Below are 16735 nucleotides of genomic sequence, written 5' to 3' on the forward strand. Positions count from 1 at the left end.
CCCTACGCCCCGACGGAGCGCAGCGATTCGAAAGTGAGGGTGAAGTAGCGGATGCCGATCGCATCCGACACATGGTAGGCGGCGGTCTCGCAGGTCTCGAGCAGTTGCATCAGCGCGCCGTAGTCCTCATCGGGCCCGGGCTGGCACAGGAGCTCGAGGGTCCAGGTGGCAGGGTCGGGCAGCTCGTGCGAAAGCGCCGTGAGCTTGCCCGGCGCGCTGCCCGCGAGCCGCGCAATGCGCCCGCGCAGCGTCTGGGTGACCCAGGCCAGCGAGCGCGGGTTGTCGCCGTCGAGCACCAGCAAGTCGACCAGGGGCGCGACGTCGCGCCGCTGCTGGTAGCGCGCGTGGAAGGTGATGGTGCTGTCGAACAGGGCGACCATGGCTTCGAAGCCGCTCACGTCGTGCACCGAGCCGATCTCGAAGCCGGCCGCCAGCGCGCTCGACAGGAAAGCCAGGCGCTCGATGTGGCGGCCGATGGAGAGCAGGCGCCAGGCGTCGTCGCGCGTCATGCGGTCGGTCTGGGCACCGGTCATCGCGGCCAGTGCGGCGCTGGTCGACTCGAGCATGCGCAGCGCCGCGGCACTGGCGTGGCCGCCTTCCACGCGCTCGCCGGCCTGCTCGGCGCTGCGGCGCATGAATTCGCCCTCGGCGCGCACGATCTGGTTCCAGTGGTCCGGCGACAGCCGTTCGCGCACCGCAGCCGCAGCCTGGCGCACGCAGCGCAGGCTGTAGCCGACGCTGCCGCCCTCGTCGATGTCGGCCAGCTCGGCGATCAGCGAGCGCTCGAACACGCGCCGCGAGCGCGGCAGGCTGGGCACGTCGCGCGGTACCAGCGCGTTGCGCAGCGCCATGTCGTGCAGCCACGCCAGCAGCGCAGGCGAGGAGGGGTCTTCGCCGCTGAGCAGGTCGAGCGTGAGCCGCGCCAGGCGCACGGCGTTCTCGGCGCGCTCGGTATAGCGGCCCAGCCAGTACATGTTCTCGGCCGCGCGGCTGGTGACCGGCGCACGGTGGCGCGCGAGCGAAGCGGGCGTGGCGTGCACCTGCAGCCGGGTGGTGCGGTCGACCTCGCCGTGCGTCTGCACCCACACGTCGGCGCTGCTGCCACCGCGCTGCATCGAGGCGATCTGCGCGTCGGCCCCGGCCAGCCGCGCCAGGCCGCCGGGCAACACGCGCCAGGACTGCGGGCCCACGCAGACGACAAACACGCGCAGCAGCACCGAGCGCGGCGCGATGTGTCCGGCGCCGAGGTCCTGGGCCCAGGTCGGCATCTGCGAAGTCGGCAGGTAGTTCTGCACGGTGTATTCGTCGCCTGCGCGCACGATGCGGCCTGCCCATTCGTCGAGCTCGCGCCGGCTCAAGCGGCTGCCGAGCTGGGTCTCGAAGCCGGCATGCCCCTCTTCGCCGGCGTAGGTGGGCTTGATGGCGCAGCCGGCCAGCTGCGGCAGCACCGCCTCCATCGCGGCGCGCTCGCCGCACCACCAGGTGGGCAGCGCCGGCAGGAGGAGCTTCTCGCCGAGCAGGCGACGCGACAGTGCGGGCAGAAAGCCCAGCAGCGCGGGAGATTCAAGGAAGGCGGAGCCCGGCGTGTTGGCCAGCAGCACGTTGCCGGCGCGTATCGCCTGCAGCAGGCCGGGAACGCCAAGCGTCGAGTCGGCCCGCAGCTCCAGCGGATCGAGGAACTGGTCGTCGAGCCGCTTGATGAGCCCGTGGACCGGCCGCAGGCCCTGCAAGGTCTTGAGGTAGAGCCGCTGGTCGCGCACCGTGAGGTCGTTGCCCTCGACCAGCGTGATGCCGAGGTAGCGGGCGATGTAGGCGTGCTCGAAGTAGGTCTCGTTGTAGGGCCCGGGCGTCAGCAGCGCGATGTGCGGCGGCTGGCCGGCCGGGCACATGCTCTGGAGGCCTTCCATCATCGCGTTATAGGTGGCAGCCAGGCGCTGCACGTTCAGTGCTTCGAAGGCCTGCGGAAACTGGCGCGCAATGGCCAGGCGGTTCTCCAGCAGGTAGCCGAGACCGGAAGGAGCCTGCGTGCGCTGCGACACCACCCACCAATTGCCGTCGGGACCGCGGGCGAGGTCGAGGGCGGCGATGCGCAGCCAGGTGTCGCCGGGCGGGCGCACGCCATGCATCGCGCGCAGGTAGCCCGGATTGCCCTGCACCAGGGCGGGCGGCAGCAGGCCTTCGGCCAGCAGTTGCTGCGGCCCGTAGACGTCGGCCAGGATGCGGTCGAGCAGGCGCACGCGCTGCAGCGCGCCGGCCTCGATTGCGGCCCAGCTCTCGGGCGGGACGATCAGCGGGAAGAGATCGAGCGACCAGGGCCGCTGCGGGCCGCCGGTATCGGCATACACGTTGTAGGTGACGCCGTTGTCGCGAATCTGGCGCTCCAGGCTGACGGCGCGCCGGGGCAGGTCGCGGAAGCCCTCGGTGCCGAGCTGCTCGAAGAAGTCGGCCCAGTGCGGCGCCAGCGGGCTGCGCTCGCCGGCCGCGGGCTCGGGCAGCGCTGCCGGGCGTGGGGACGAGGCGTCATGCAGCGGCGCCGGCTGCGAGGGCACGCCGAGCCGCGGCGCGCCGGCGGGCGCAGGGGTGGAGAGGCCGCGCAGCTCGTCGAAGTGCCCCGGCGCGGCTGGCGGCGCGAGCGATGACGCCAGTTCGGCTGGTGATTCCAGCGCCTGTGCGTCGAAGAGGGATTCGTTCAAGGGGTCCACGGTGCGCTGATTGTCACACCGGGGGCGCGGGAAGCGGAGGCCCGCGTCAGCCCCTGCGCAGATCCAGCGTGAACGGGAATTCGCGGCTGCCCGCGATTTCGATATTGGCCGGCGGCGTGCGCAGCACCCCCGGCGAATGACCCATGCGCGAGAAGCGCGACAGGCGCCGGCTCTCGGCCTCGTAGGCATTGACCGGGAAGGTCTCGTAGTTGCGGCCGCCCGGGTGGGAGACGAAGTATTGGCAGCCGCCGAGCGAGCGCTTCATCCAGGTGTCGGCAATATCGAAGGTCAGCGGCGCATGCACGCCGATGCTGGGGTGCAGCGCCGAGGGCGGGTTCCAGGCCTTGTAGCGCACGCCGGCGACGAACTCGCCGGCCGTGCCGGTGGGCTGCAGCGGCAACGCCTGGCCATTGACGGTAATGGCGTAGCGGCTTTCGTTGAGCCCGGTCACGCGCACCTCGATGCGTTCCAGCGAGGAATCCACGTAGCGCACCGTGCCGCCGGCCGAACCTTCCTCGCCCATCACGTGCCAGGGTTCGAGCGCATTGCGCAGCGAAAGCTCCACGCCCATGGCCTGGACCTGGCCGACCAGCGGGAAGCGGAACTCGAAGTGCGGCGCGAACCACGCCGCATCGAAGGCAAAGCCGGCCTGGCGCATTTCGCTGATGACGTCGTCGAAGTCCATGCGGACGAAGGTGGACAGCAGGAAGCGGTCATGCAGCTCGGTGCCCCAGCGTGTCACGGGCGCGCGATAGGGCGCATCCCAGAAGCGCGCGACCAGGGCGCGCAACAGCAGCTGCTGCGCGATGCTCATGCGCGCATGCGGCGGCATTTCGAAGGCACGCAGCTCCAGCAGGCCGAGGCGGCCGGTCGCGGAGTCGGGCGAGTACAGCTTGTCGATGCAGAACTCGCTGCGATGCGTGTTGCCGGTGACGTCGACCAGGATGTTGCGCAGCGTGCGGTCGACCAGCCACGGCGGCATGTCCTCGCCATACACCTCGCGGCTGCGGGCGATCTGCGCCAGGGCGATCTCGAGCTCGTAGACCTGGTCGTTGCGCGCCTCGTCCACGCGCGGTGCCTGGCTCGTCGGGCCGATGAACATGCCCGAGAACAGGTAGCTGAGCGACGGGTGGTTGTGCCAGTACAGCAAGAGGCTGGCGAGCAGCTCGGGCCGGCGCAGGAAGGGGCTGTCGGCGGGCGTGGCGCCGCCCAGCACGAAGTGGTTGCCGCCGCCGGTGCCGGTGTGGCGGCCGTCGGTCATGAACTTCTCGGCCGAAAGGCGGGTCTGGAAGGCCGCACCGTAGAGGAACTCGGTGTGGGCCACCAGCTCGCGCCAGTTGTGGGCCGGATGGATGTTGACCTCGATCACGCCGGGGTCGGGCGTGACCTGCAGCAGCTTGAGCCGCGGGTCGCGCGGCGGAGGGTAGCCTTCGATCACCACCCGCAGGTCCAGCTCGCCCGCCGTGGCCTCGACTGCGGCGAGCAGGTCGAGGTAGTCCTCCAGCCGCGCTAGCGGCGGCATGAAGACGTAGAGCACGCCCGACGCGGTGCCGACCTTCTCGCCCGCCGGCCCGTTGGCGCGGCGCGGGTCGCGCACCTCCACGCACAGCGCGGTGCGCGTGACCCAGTCGGCAGACTCGCCGCGCCGCGGATGGCGCACGGCGCTTGGCTCCGCTGCGACCTGGGCCCGCGCCGCCGTCGCGTTGCCGTGCGCGGCCTGGAAGCGAAGCGCGGCCGGGGACTGCTGCGGCGTGCCGAAGTCGTGGGGCACCTCGGCGAGATCCGGCGCGCCGCGGAGGGCGCCGTCATAACGCGCGCGGAAGAGGGCCGAAGCCGGCAATGGCGCGCGCGGGGCATTGGGGTCGCGCTCGATGAGGTAAGGGTAGTCGCCCTTGCTGGCCCAGGGTTGCGAATCCAGCGGAAGGCGATAGCCCATTGGCGAATCGCCGGGGATCAGGTACAGCCGGTCGTCGCGCAGGAACCAGGGGCCGGTCTTCCATGCCGGGCCGGCGAGCGCGGGCGCGTCGGTCTCCGCATTGGCGGCTTCGATGGGCAGGACGTAGCCGACGACGGCATCGAGCTTCTGCGTGAACACGCGGCGCAGGCGCACGCGCTCCATCTCGTCGTCGAGCTTGGAGTCGAAGGGATCGACATTCACGGGCAGGCGGCGCTCGCGCCATAGGTAGTAGAAGAGGTCCTCGTGGCCGGGCTGCACGAAGCGGTCGGTCAGCCCCAGCTTGCGCGCGAGTGCGCGGGTGAAGCGCTGCGCATCCTCGCTGGTGTAGTGGGTGGGGTGGCGCTCGTCGGCGAAGAGCTCGGGCCGGTGCCATACGGCCTGCCCGTCGGTGCGCCAGAAGATGGAAAGCGCCCAGCGTGGCAACTGCTCGCCCGGGTACCACTTGCCCTGGCCGAAATGCAGGAAGCCGCCCTGGCCGTATTCGTCGCGCAGGCGGTGCACGAGCTCGGTCGCGTAGCCGCGCTTGGTGGGACCGAGCGCATCGGTGTTCCATTCGGCCGCGTCGCGGTCGGACGTGGCAACGAAGGTAGGCTCGCCACCCATGGTGAGCCGCACGTCGCCGGCTGCAAGGCGCGCATCCACCGCCTCGCCCAAGGCCAGCACCTCGGCCCACTGGTCCTCCGTGTAGGGCTTGGTCACGCGCGGCGATTCATGGATGCGCGTGACCTTCATCTCGTGGCCGAATTCCACCTCGGCATCATCGACCACGCCTTCGATCGGCGCCGCGCTGGACGGGGTGGGTGTGCAGGCCAGCGGAATATGGCCTTCGCCTGCCATCAGGCCGGAGGTGGCATCGAGCCCGATCCAGCCGGCGCCGGGCAGGTAGACCTCGCACCACGCGTGCAGGTCGGTGAAGTCGACCGTGGTGCCGCTCGGGCCATCGAGCGCCTTCACATCGGGCGTGAGCTGGATGAGGTAGCCGGAGACGAAGCGCGCCGCCAGGCCGCAGTGGCGAAGAAGTTGGACCAGCAGCCACCCCGAGTCGCGACAGGAACCGGAGCCATTCGCCAGCGTCTCCTCGGGCGTCTGCACGCCGGGCTCCATGCGAATGAGGTAATTGACGTCCTGCTGCACTTGCTGGTTCAGGCCGACCAGGAAATCGATGGTGCGCTGCGTCTTGCGATCGACCTTTTCGAGGTAGGCCGCCACCAGCGGGGTGGCGGGATCGGCCACCAGATAAGGGGCGAGCTCCTGGGCCTGTGATTCGGTGTACTTGAAGGGAAAGTTTTCCGCCTGCGGCTCGAGGAAGAAGTCGAAGGGGTTGTAGACGGCCATTTCGACCACCAGGTCGACCGTGACCTTGAACTCGCGCGTCTTTTCCGGGAATACCAGCCGCGCGAGGTAGTTCGCGAAGGGATCTTGCTGCCAGTTGATGAAGTGCTGCTCGGGTTCGACGCGCAGCGAATAGGAGATCACCGTGCTGCGGCAATGCGGCGCCGGCCGCAGGCGCACCAGCTGGGGCCCCAGTTGCACCGGACGGTCGTACTTGTAGTGGGTGACGTGGTGAAGTGCAGCGTGGATGGACATTTTTTTTCGATGGCGTCGAAGGCCCCTGAACGAGGACGCATACTAGCTGACACGCATAGCAATTAGCGCGCCACAGAGCGCAGCAAGGGAGGGATTGCAGCATGTCACCCGTGAGTGTTTCGTGACGGCCGACACGCAGGGCCGCGGCCTGGGCTTCTTCGCACTCATGGGCGGCTCGGTGCTGGGCGCGGCACTGCAGCTTCAGCAATCGGCATTGTGGGAGCGCACCGCGTATGCCGGGCTGCTGCTGGCTGCTGCGGTGGGCTGGCTGGTGCTGCACCGCGCGCGATGGTGGTTGTTCCCGCGCCTGCTGCTGCCTGCGCTGCTCCTGGCCGGCGCGATGGCCGGGGCCGGGCTTGCGGGCTGGCGTGCCTGCTCGCATGCCGGTGACGCACTCGACCCCGCGCTCGAAGGCGCAGATGTCGAGGTGCTGGGCGTGGTCTCGCAGATGCCGCAACAAGGCGATGGCGCAGTGCGCTTTCTCTTCGATGTCGAGGGCGCCCGCTGGGCAGCCGATGCCAGGCGCAGCCTGCCGCGTGCACCAAGGCGCGTCGCGCTGGGGTGGTACGCCGACAGCACCCGCCTTTGGGGGCGCGCGCCCGAGGCATCTTCACGCACCGAAGCCGCCGCGCCGCCGGGCACCGTGCACGCGGGCGAGCGCTGGCGAATGACGGTACGGCTGAAGGCGCCGCACGGCACCCTCAACCCGTATGGCTTTGACCAGGAACTGCGGCTCTGGGAACAGGGCGTGCAAGCGAGTGGCTACGTGCGCACGGGCGCGCATGATGCTCGGCCGCAGCCGCAGGGCCAGACCTGGCGCCACCCGGTCGAGCGTGCGCGCGAGGCCGTGCGCGACGCGGTCTTCGAGCGCGTGGCCGAGCGGCGCGCGGCCGGTGTGATCGCGGCGCTGGTCACCGGCGACCAGAACGCGATCGAACGTGCCGACTGGGACGTGTTCCGCGCCACCGGTGTTGCGCACCTGATGTCGATCTCGGGCCTGCACATCACGATGTTCGCCTGGCTTGCCGCATGGGCGGTGGGAGCGGGCTGGCGGCGCAGCGTCCGGCTGATGCTCCGCGTGCCTGCCCCGCATGCAGCCTTGGTGGGCGGCGTGATGCTGGCGGCGCTGTATGCACTTTTCAGCGGCTGGGGGTTGCCCTCGCAGCGCACGGTGTGGATGCTCGCCACGGTCGCGCTGTTGCGCCTTTCCGGGCGGCAGTGGCCCTGGCCCTTCGTCTGGCTGCTCACGTGCGCGGTGGTCGTCGCCGTCGATCCCTGGGCGCTGACGCAGGCCGGCTTCTGGCTCAGCTTCGTGGCGGTCGGCGTGCTGTTCGCCACCGGTCCTCCCGATGAAGGCGGCACAGGCATCGCGGCGCGCCTGGCGCACATGGCGCGCGAGCAATGGGCGGTGACGCTGGCATTGACGCCGCTCAGCCTGTTGCTGTTCCAGCAGGTTTCGAGCGTCGGCCTGCTGGCCAACGCCATCGCCATTCCGTGGGTCACGCTGGTGCTCACGCCGCTCGCCATGCTCGGCGTGTTGCTGCCGCCGCTGTGGGACCTGGCGGCGCGGGCGGTGCAACTTCTGGCGCTGGTGTTGCAGTGGTTGGCCCAATGGCCCCTGGCGACCCTGTCGGCTCCGGCGCCGGCGCTCTGGGCCAGCGTTGCCGGCGTGGCCGGCGGGGTGCTGCTGGTCATGCGCCTGCCGTGGGCGTTCCGGGTCCAGGGGCTGCCGTTGCTGTTGCCGGCGCTGCTCTGGCAGGCGCCGCGCCCGCCGGCCGGCGAGTTCGAGCTGCTGGCCGCCGACATCGGGCAGGGCAACGCAGTGCTGGTGCGCACCGCGACCCACAGCCTGCTGTACGACACGGGCCCGCGCTACAGCCTGGAAAGCGATGCCGGCCATCGCGTGCTGGTGCCGCTGCTGCGCGCGCTGGGCGAGCGGCTCGACACGCTCGTCCTGAGCCACCGCGACAGCGACCACACCGGCGGCGCGCCCGCGGTGCTGGCGATGCAACCGGGCGCCGAGCTGCGCAGCTCGATCGAGGCCGGGCATCCGCTCGAGCAACTGCGCCCGGTGCAGCGCTGCGCGGCCGGCCAGGCCTGGACCTGGGACGGTGTGCGCTTCGAGATCCTGCATCCCCAACAGGCCGACTATGCCGGCTTCACCAAGCCCAACGCGGTCTCCTGCGTGCTGCGCATCGGCAACGGGCGGGCCACCGCGCTGCTGGCCGGAGACATCGAGCGCCTGCAGGAAGCCGCGTTGACGGCGCGTACGCCGGACCTTCGCGCCGATGTGCTGCTGGCGCCGCACCATGGCAGCAAGACCTCGTCGAGCCCCGCGCTGCTCGAGGCCGTGCGGCCGCGCATCGCGCTGGTCCAGGCCGGCTACCGAAATCGCTTCGGGCACCCGGCCGCGGAGGTGACGGCGCGCTATGCGGCGCGCGGCATCGCCCTCGTCGACTCCGCGCATTGCGGTGCGGCCGGCTGGTCCAGCATGCATCCTGCGGCCGTGCGCTGCGAACGGCAGGAAGCGCAGCGCTACTGGCACCACAGGCCGCCGTGAGTGCATGTGGGCGCCGTGTTGGGGTTAGCGTGAGCACGGCCTCTGGCCTTGAACTTGCTAAGCTATGCCCCAGGAGATCGGACGCCCATGCACAAATTCGACGAGATGTACGAGCAGCTGCCCTACCAAGGCGCCGCGATCCGGAACCACTACAAGCGCTACGACCAGTGGCTCGCCAAGCAGCCTTCCGAGGTCATGCGCTCGCGGCGCGAAGAGGCGGAAATGATCTTCCGCCGGGTCGGCATCACCTTTGCCGTCTACGGCGCGAAGGACGAGGACGGCTCGGGCACCGAGCGCCTGATCCCGTTCGACCTGCTGCCGCGCATCATCCCCGCGCACGAATGGGAAAGCATGGAGCGGGGCCTGGTGCAGCGCGTGACCGCGCTCAACCGTTTCATCCACGACGTGTACCACGGGCAGGAAATCATCAAGGCCGGCGTCGTGCCTTCGGAGCAGATCTTCAACAACGCGCAGTACCGGCCCGAGATGGTGGGCGTGAAGGTCCCCAACGACGTCTACTCGCACATCTCGGGCATCGACATCGTGCGCGCACCGGACGCCAGCGGCAACGGCGAGTACTACGTGCTCGAAGACAACCTGCGCGTGCCCAGCGGCGTGAGCTACATGCTCGAGAACCGCAAGATGATGATGCGGCTCTTTCCCGATCTCTTCAGCCAGAACCGCGTCGCGCCGGTGGCGCACTATCCCGACCTGCTGCTCGAGACCTTGCGCGCGTCCGCGCCTCCCGCCACCGCGGAGCCCACGGTGGTGGTGCTCACGCCCGGCATGTACAACAGCGCCTATTTCGAGCACGCCTTCCTCGCGCAGCAGATGGGCGTGGAGCTGGTCGAGGGGCAGGACCTCTTCGTCAAGGACGACTTCGTCTACATGCGCACCACCCGCGGGCCGCGGCGCGTGGACGTGATCTACCGCCGCGTGGACGACGACTTCCTCGACCCCGAGGTGTTCCGCCCCGGCTCGACGCTGGGCTGCGCCGGCCTGATGCGCGCGTACCGCGAAGGCAACGTGGTGATCTGCAATGCGGTCGGCACCGGCGTGGCCGACGACAAGTCCATCTATCCGTATGTGCCGAAGATGATCGAGTTCTACCTCGGCGAGCAGCCGATCCTGAAGAACGTGCCGACCTGGGTGTGCCGCAACAAGGACGACCTCGACTACACACTGGCCAACATGAAGGACCTGGTGGTCAAGGAAGTCCACGGCGCCGGCGGCTACGGCATGCTGATCGGCCCGGCGGCGACGCAGGCCGAGATCGAGGATTTCAAGAAGGCCGTGCTGGCCAAGCCCGACGGCTACATCGCGCAACCCACGCTCAGCCTGTCGACCTCGCCCACCTACGTCGAGTCGGGCATCGCGCCGCGGCACATCGACCTGCGGCCTTTCGTGCTCTCGGGCAAGGAGGTGCAGATGGTCCCTGGCGGGCTCACGCGCGTGGCGCTCAAGGAAGGTTCGCTGGTGGTCAACTCCTCGCAAGGCGGAGGCACCAAGGACACCTGGATCCTCGAGGGCGATCGGTGGAGCAAGCCGCGCAACGGCGAGTCGGGCCAAACGCAAACGCAAACGCAAACGCAAACGCAAACCCAGTCGAGCTGATCCAGGAGAGCACACGCCATGTTGTCACGCACCGCGGATCACCTCTACTGGATGTCTCGCTACACCGAGCGGGCGGAGAACACCGCCCGCATGCTAGACGTCAACTACCAGACCTCGCTGCTGCCGCAGTCGGCGGAAGTCGCCAAGTACGGCTGGCAAGGCCTGCTGTCGATCAGCGAACTGCTTCCGGCCTTCAACGAGAAGTACGACCAGATCACGCCCGACCGGGTGATGGAGTTCATGGTCAAGGACGAGTCCAATTCGTCGTCCATCCTTTCTTGCCTGCGTGCCGCACGCGAGAACGCGCGGGCGGTGCGGGGCGCGCTCACCACCGAATCGTGGGAGACGCAGAACACCACCTGGCTCGAGGTCAACCGCATGCTGCGCGCGGGGGACTTCGAACGCGACCCGGGGCAGTTCTTCGAGTGGGTCAAGTTCCGCTCGCACCTGTCGCGCGGCGTGACCGTGGGCACCATGCTGCAGGACGAGGCCTTCCACTTCTCGCGCCTGGGCACTTTCATCGAACGTGCAGACAACACGGCGCGTCTGGTCGACGTGAAGTTCCACGCGCTCAACAGCGAGTTCTTCGGCACCGCGACCGAGGAGGACCAGGAGTACGACTTCTACCACTGGAGCGCGATCCTGCGCAGCGTCTCGGCTTTCGAGGTCTACCGCAAGGTGTACCGCGATGTGATCAAGCCGGAGCGCGTGGCCGAGCTGCTGATCCTGCGGCCCGACATGCCGCGCTCACTGCACGCCAGCCTCATCGAGGTGGTGAACGATCTCCAGAAGGTGCAGAACGACCAGAGTGCAGAGACTCAGCGCCGCGCCGGCAAGTTGCTGGCAGACCTGCAGTACGCCGTGGTCGACGAGATCCTCGCGACCGGCCTGCACGCGTACCTCACGCAGTTCCTCGACCGGGTGAACGACCTGGGGTGGCGCATCAGCCAGGACTTCCTGGTGCCGGGGCACTGAAGGGATTAATCCCAAGCCAGCGGGAGCTCCGGCTGCGGTAAGGCGCAAGTCCTTATCGATTTCATCCGTCGGCTTTTGGAGGGGATGCATTTCATTGCAGCCCCTCCACGCTTCGGCTATCTTCCCGCGCCACACACAGCAAGGCTCGGGGAGTCGGACAGCGCGTTTCTCGACAAGGCCGCACACCCCAGCTACCCATTGCTGAGGAGGCGCCGTCGCGGCGACTCCGTCAAGCTTCGCGGGTTTTTACCCAAATAACATCAAGGTTCAGGGAGTTGGTGATGCAGGGAGTAGGAGAAGCCGCCGCATTGGCGGCGGGTTCGTGCGCGGGCCCGCAAGAGACGCACGCGCCAACCGCGGGCCATGCGCTGCAGGCGTTGTGCGCGGTGGCGCGCGTTCATCGCATCACGGCCGATCCGGCGACGCTCGCCCACCAACTCGGCATCAGCACCGGCGACGGCGCCGACATCCATCTGCTCTTGCGTGCGGCCCGGCACCTGGGTCTCAAGGCGAGGCGATCGAGACCGCCCATCGAGCGCCTCGCCACGACGCCCTTGCCCGCACTCGTGCAGATGCGCGGCGAGGAAGGGCGGATGCGCTGGATGGTCCTTGCGCAGTCCGATGCGAAGCGCGTGCTGCTGCATGATCCGGCGGCCATGCCGGCAGTGCCCAGTGCCATCGAGCCATTGGACGATTTCGCGCGCCAATGGACCGGCGAGATCATCCTCGTCACCAGCCGCGCCGGCCTCGCAGCGGAGCTGGCGAAGTTCGACTTCTCCTGGTTCGTTCCGAGCCTCGTCAAATACCGCCGGCTGCTGGGCGAGGTGCTGGCCATCTCCTTCATGCTCCAGCTCCTCGCGCTGGTGAGCCCGCTGTTCTTCCAGGTGGTCATGGACAAGGTGCTGGTGCATCGCGGCCTCACCACGCTGGATGTGCTCGTCATCGGCCTGGTGGTGGTCGTCGTGTTCGAAAGCCTGCTCAACGGATTGCGCAGCCATGTCTTCAGCCACACCACCAGCCGCATCGACATCGAGCTCGGCACGCGGTTGTTCCGCCACCTGGTGCAGCTGCCGCTGGCCTACTTCCAGGCCCGCAGGATCGGCGATTCGGTGGCGCGCGTGCGCGAGCTGGAGAACATCCGCAGCTTCCTCACCGGCAATGCGCTCACCGTCGTGCTCGATATCGTGTTCTCGGTAGTGTTCATCGGCGTCATGCTGTTCTACAGCGCGTCCTTGACGCTCATCGTGCTGGCCAGCTTGCCGCTCTACTTCGGGCTGAGCCTCGCCATCGTGCCTGTCCTGCGCCGCCGGCTGGACCAGAAATTCGCGCGCGGCGCGGAGAACCAGGCCCTGCTGGTGGAGACCGTCAGCGCCATCCAGACCGTCAAGGCCACCGCCCTCGAGCCCGTCTTCGGCCGGCACTGGGACGAGCAGCTCGCGGCCTATGTCTCGGCCAGCTTCAGGACCCAGAGCCTCGCGAGCTGGGGCCACGAGGGCATCAACCTGACGGGGAAGCTCGTCAACGCCGCCACGCTCTGGTGGGGCGCTCATCTGGTGATGGACAACCAGCTCACCGTCGGCCAGTTCGTTGCCTTCAACATGTTCGCCCAGCGCGTGGCGCAACCGATCATGCGCATGGCGCAGCTGTGGACCGACTTCCAGCAGACCGGCATCTCGATGGCCCGGCTGGGCGACATCCTCAACACCCGCACAGAAGCCGCGCCGATCGCTGCCGCGCGCCTGCCCGCCCTCAAGGGCCATGTCACGCTGGACCAGCTGAGCTTCCGCTACCGGCCCGAGGCGCCGCCCGTGCTCCAGGGCGTCAGCCTCGAAGTCCGCCCCGGCGAGGTGATCGGCATCGTCGGGCGCTCCGGCTCCGGCAAGAGCACGCTGACCAAGCTGATCCAGCGGCTCTACACGCCCGAGCAGGGGCGGGTCCTGGTCGACGGGATCGACATCGGCCTGGTCGACGCCGCACAGCTGCGAAGACAGGTCGGCGTGGTGCTCCAGGAAAACGTGCTCTTCAATCGCAGCGTGCGCGAGAACATCGCCATTGCCGACCCCGCAGCGCCGCTCGAATCCGTGATGCAGGCCGCCGGGCTGGCCGGCGCGCACGCCTTCATCAGCGAGCTGCCCGAGGGCTACGACACCGTCGTGGGCGAGCAGGGCGCATCCCTGAGCGGCGGCCAGCGCCAGCGCATCGCGATCGCCCGGGCGCTGTTCGCGCAGCCGCGCATCCTGATGTTCGACGAGGCCACCAGCGCACTCGACTACGAGAGCGAAGCCATCGTCCAGCACAACATGGCGCGCATCTGCCAGGGCCGCACCGTCTTCATCATCGCCCACCGGCTGAGTGCCGTGCGCCATGCACATCGCATCATCGTGATGGACAAGGGCGCCATCGTCGAAGAGGGCGCGCACGAGGCGCTGCTGGCCCGCCCGCAAAGCATCTATGCGCGGCTGTGGGCCATGCAGGCCGGCGGCCGGCCGACCGAAGGAGCTGAAGCATGAGCGCGCAGGACTTGCTCGCCCGCTACCGCACCGTCTTCCGCGCCGCCTGGCAAGCCCGCCACGAACTCGCCGGCCCCAGGCGGTTGGCCGACGAACTGGCCTTCCTGCCTGCGGCCCTCAGCCTGCAAGACACCCCCGTGCATCCCGCCCCGCGCCGCCTCGCCTGCGCCATCGTCGCCTTGTTCCTCATCGCGCTGCTGTGGTCCATCATCGGCGAGGTCGACATCGTGGCGACCGCACCGGGCCGCATCGTGGTGAGCGAGCGCACGAAGCTCGTCCAGCCCCTGGAGCGCAGCATCGTCCGCCGCGTCCTGGTGAAAGACGGCGATCGCGTCGAGGCCGGCCAGGTGCTGGTGGAGCTGGACCCTACCGCCGCCAGCGCCGACCGCACCAGCATCGACGAGCAGCTGAAGTCGGCGCAGTCGGAGCTGCTGCGCACGCGCACGCTGCTGCAAGCCATGCACCTGCCGGCGCGGCCGCCCGAGCTCGCCGGCCGCCTCCCGGCCGGCTGGTCCGAGGCCGATGCGCGCGCTGCGCGAACCCACCTGGCCGACGAATGGAGCGACATCACCGCCAAGCGGGCCCGGGCCGCCGCCGAGATCCAGCGGCGCCAGGCCGAGATCGCCACCGTGCACGAGATGATCGCCAAGCTGGAGACCACGCTGCCCATCGCCCGGCAACGAGAGGCCGACTTCCGCCAACTCGCGGAACAGGGCTTCATGTCCGCCCATGCCAACCAGGACCGCACGCGCGAGCGCATCGAGCTCGAACGCGACCTGGCCACCCAGCGCGCGCGCCTCGCCGAAGCAGCTGCGGCCTTGAAGGAAAGCGAGAACGCCCGCACCGCTTTTGTGGCCGAGACCCGCCGGGCCCTGGGCGAGCGCGAAGCAGCCGCCGAGCTTCGGGAGCAGCAAGGTGTGCAGGAACAGGCCAAGGCCGCGCAGCGCGAGCGCCTGACCCGCCTCCGGGCGCCGGTGGCCGGCACCGTCCAGCAGCTCGCGGCGCACACCGAGGGCGGCGTCGTCACCGAGGCTCAGCCGCTCATGGTCATCGTCCCCGAGGGCGCGCAGGTCATGGCGGAAGTGACGCTGGAGAACAAGGACATCGGCTTCCTGCACGAAGGCCAGCAGGCCGAGGTCAAGTTCGAGACCTTCCCGTTCACCCGCTACGGCACCGTGCCTGCCACCGTGCGCACAGTGACCGCCGATGCAGTGAACGACGAGAAGCGCGGCGCGATCTTTCCGGTGACGCTGGTGCTCGAGCGCAGCCATATCGACATCGACGGCAAAGCGGTCAAGCTGGGGCCGGGGATGAACCTGACGGCGGAGGTGAAGACGGGCAAGCGGCGGATCATCGAATACCTGTTGAGTCCGGTGCAGCGGGCAGCCGGCGAGAGTCTGCGCGAGCGTTGAAAGCCAGGCCCGCGAAGCGAAACGGAACAGAAGAGGAGAAGCGCATGGACCTGGGCGATATCCCATTCGGCGTCTGGTCGAGCGTGGTGCTGGCCATTGCGGCCTTGGCATGGTTTCTCGGAGAGGACGCGACCAACGAAAGGCGATATCGGCAACTCGTGCGTCTCGAGAAGATCCTGCTATGGGCCGCTGCGGTCGCGCTGGTAGCCGGCGCAATTGGCTCGGTGGGACTGTTCTTGTGGTGGTGGTTGGCGTGAATCCACTCAAAGCGTTGCGCAATGCCCACAGGACTCAAATCTGACCAATTCTCGTTTGGGGATTATTCACATTGAATTCGGAGTCGCGGGTCGTTAACGTGCCGGACTTGATCCAGCGGGCGCCGTGTTCTTGATCGGCGCTGCACACAGAAGAATACAGGGAACCAAAATGACAACTACCCCAAACGTCGCCGACGACCTCGAGCACGTGCATCTGCAGATGGCGTCGAAGGCGCTTCGCAAGGTGTTAGATCTGCTGCACCGGCCCAAGGCATCGGTGGCCGATCCGGCCGGCATCAATCAGGTCGTCACCTTTACCGACGACCTGGCGTGGATCGTGGACTCGCTCCATATCCAGAACGTCTTGCTGCAGATGCTGCCCGCCAGCCAACGCGACAGCGACCAGGCTGTCGAGACGCTCAGCCGAATCCTGCAATGCGCGTTCAATCTGGAGTTGGCCGATGCGAATGCGCGTTTCGACGAGGGCGAGGACAAGGCCGAAGGCGACGCGCTGGAGAACGTGCTCAATGCGCTGGCCGGCCTGGCCTTGGGGCCCCTTGGCCAACCGCGGCTGAAGGGGTCGCGAGACAGCAACGGCCGGCATCTGATGGAAGACCGGGGAGGCTTTACGGGGCGGAACACGTTCTACGCGGTGCTTCAACTGATCCAGCAGAGTGAGCTGTTCAAGAAGGCCGTCGCCGGAGAGGTGTCGTTGGGGCTGGTTGCAAGCGCCACCGACCTGACGCAAGACGCACGCATCGATTTCGGCGCATTTGCGGCCTTGTACGGTCTCACTCCGTTTGTGTTCACGTCCTCCACCCCTGATGCCTTCGATGCGATCGCGGGCAGGAACTGGGGCGTGATCTACGACGATTGGCAAGCGGACCGGGCGGCACTGATGGCGGGTGCCACGGTGGACGAATTGCATGTCACGGATCAATGGCTGGAGGATCGTGCGTTGCTGCTGGGGCGTAGGAGTCGTTTCTACGGGGGCAATGCGGGCGCAGGCGACAACACACTGCCGGCGTCTTCGCATCCTTCCGCTTGCTCGCCACGCAGAACATGCCCGTAGTTCCGGGGGGCAAGCCATGCCCTCGCGTGGATCTGCATTGGGCTGATCGGTTTTTATCGTTGCAGCTCTTCGAATCGCGAGCCAGGACC

At 68.4% G+C, this 16735-nt stretch carries 9 protein-coding genes; 7 read left to right on the top strand and 2 right to left on the bottom strand.

Features of this window, described 5'->3' with window-relative positions; genetic code table 11:
* Positions 1–2: 2 nt before the first annotated feature.
* Positions 3–2693 carry a circularly permuted type 2 ATP-grasp protein gene (locus E5CHR_RS13470; RefSeq protein ID WP_443083073.1) on the bottom strand — a complete coding sequence of 897 codons (2691 nt, stop codon included), beginning with the start codon at positions 2691–2693 and terminating at the stop codon, positions 3–5.
* Positions 2694–2748: 55 nt separating this feature from the next.
* A complete protein-coding gene (locus E5CHR_RS13475) occupies positions 2749–6246 on the bottom strand; it encodes a transglutaminase family protein (RefSeq protein ID WP_162580318.1) in 3498 nt (1165 codons plus the stop codon).
* A 166-nt stretch (positions 6247–6412) separates the two neighbouring features.
* Here E5CHR_RS13475 and E5CHR_RS13480 point away from each other — a divergent pair, with 166 nt between their 5' ends.
* From E5CHR_RS13480 to E5CHR_RS13510, 7 genes are all read left to right on the top strand, one after another.
* Positions 6413–8806, top strand: a complete 2394-nt coding sequence (locus E5CHR_RS13480) for a DNA internalization-related competence protein ComEC/Rec2 (RefSeq protein WP_162583711.1) — start codon at positions 6413–6415, stop codon at positions 8804–8806.
* A gap of 87 nt (positions 8807–8893) precedes the next feature.
* A complete protein-coding gene (locus E5CHR_RS13485) occupies positions 8894–10420 on the top strand; it encodes a circularly permuted type 2 ATP-grasp protein (protein WP_162580319.1) in 1527 nt (508 codons plus the stop codon).
* 18 nt (positions 10421–10438) lie between these two features.
* Complete coding sequence (locus E5CHR_RS13490; protein ID WP_162580320.1) at positions 10439–11395, top strand: alpha-E domain-containing protein; 957 nt, start codon at positions 10439–10441, stop codon at positions 11393–11395.
* A gap of 281 nt (positions 11396–11676) precedes the next feature.
* Positions 11677–13905: a type I secretion system permease/ATPase gene (locus E5CHR_RS13495; protein ID WP_162580321.1), complete on the top strand. Its 2229-nt coding sequence runs from the start codon at positions 11677–11679 to the stop codon at positions 13903–13905.
* Positions 13902–15317 carry an HlyD family type I secretion periplasmic adaptor subunit gene (locus tag E5CHR_RS13500; RefSeq protein WP_162580322.1) on the top strand — a complete coding sequence of 472 codons (1416 nt, stop codon included), beginning with the start codon at positions 13902–13904 and terminating at the stop codon, positions 15315–15317. The genes E5CHR_RS13495 and E5CHR_RS13500 overlap by 4 nt, the downstream gene beginning before the upstream one ends.
* Before the next feature lie 44 nt (positions 15318–15361).
* Positions 15362–15574: a hypothetical protein gene (locus E5CHR_RS13505; RefSeq protein ID WP_162580323.1), complete on the top strand. Its 213-nt coding sequence runs from the start codon at positions 15362–15364 to the stop codon at positions 15572–15574.
* 208 nt (positions 15575–15782) lie between these two features.
* Complete coding sequence (locus E5CHR_RS13510; RefSeq protein WP_232062052.1) at positions 15783–16646, top strand: hypothetical protein; 864 nt, start codon at positions 15783–15785, stop codon at positions 16644–16646.
* Positions 16647–16735 lie beyond the last annotated feature (89 nt).

The sequence above is a fragment of the Variovorax sp. PBS-H4 genome (genome assembly GCF_901827205.1).
In the GTDB taxonomy this organism is placed as follows: domain Bacteria; phylum Pseudomonadota; class Gammaproteobacteria; order Burkholderiales; family Burkholderiaceae_C; genus Variovorax.

Bases quoted from the DNA above. Each gene is read 5' to 3' on its own strand.
- E5CHR_RS13500 (WP_162580322.1), top strand. From the start codon at position 13,902: ATGAGCGCGCAGGACTTGCTCGCCCGCTACCGCACCGTCTTCCGCGCC.
- E5CHR_RS13495 (WP_162580321.1), top strand. From the start codon at position 11,677: ATGCAGGGAGTAGGAGAAGCCGCCGCATTGGCGGCGGGTTCGTGCGCG.
- E5CHR_RS13490 (WP_162580320.1), top strand. From the start codon at position 10,439: ATGTTGTCACGCACCGCGGATCACCTCTACTGGATGTCTCGCTACACC.
- E5CHR_RS13505 (WP_162580323.1), top strand. From the start codon at position 15,362: ATGGACCTGGGCGATATCCCATTCGGCGTCTGGTCGAGCGTGGTGCTG.
- E5CHR_RS13475 (WP_162580318.1), bottom strand. From the start codon at position 6,246: ATGTCCATCCACGCTGCACTTCACCACGTCACCCACTACAAGTACGAC.
- E5CHR_RS13480 (WP_162583711.1), top strand. From the start codon at position 6,413: ATGGGCGGCTCGGTGCTGGGCGCGGCACTGCAGCTTCAGCAATCGGCA.
- E5CHR_RS13485 (WP_162580319.1), top strand. From the start codon at position 8,894: ATGCACAAATTCGACGAGATGTACGAGCAGCTGCCCTACCAAGGCGCC.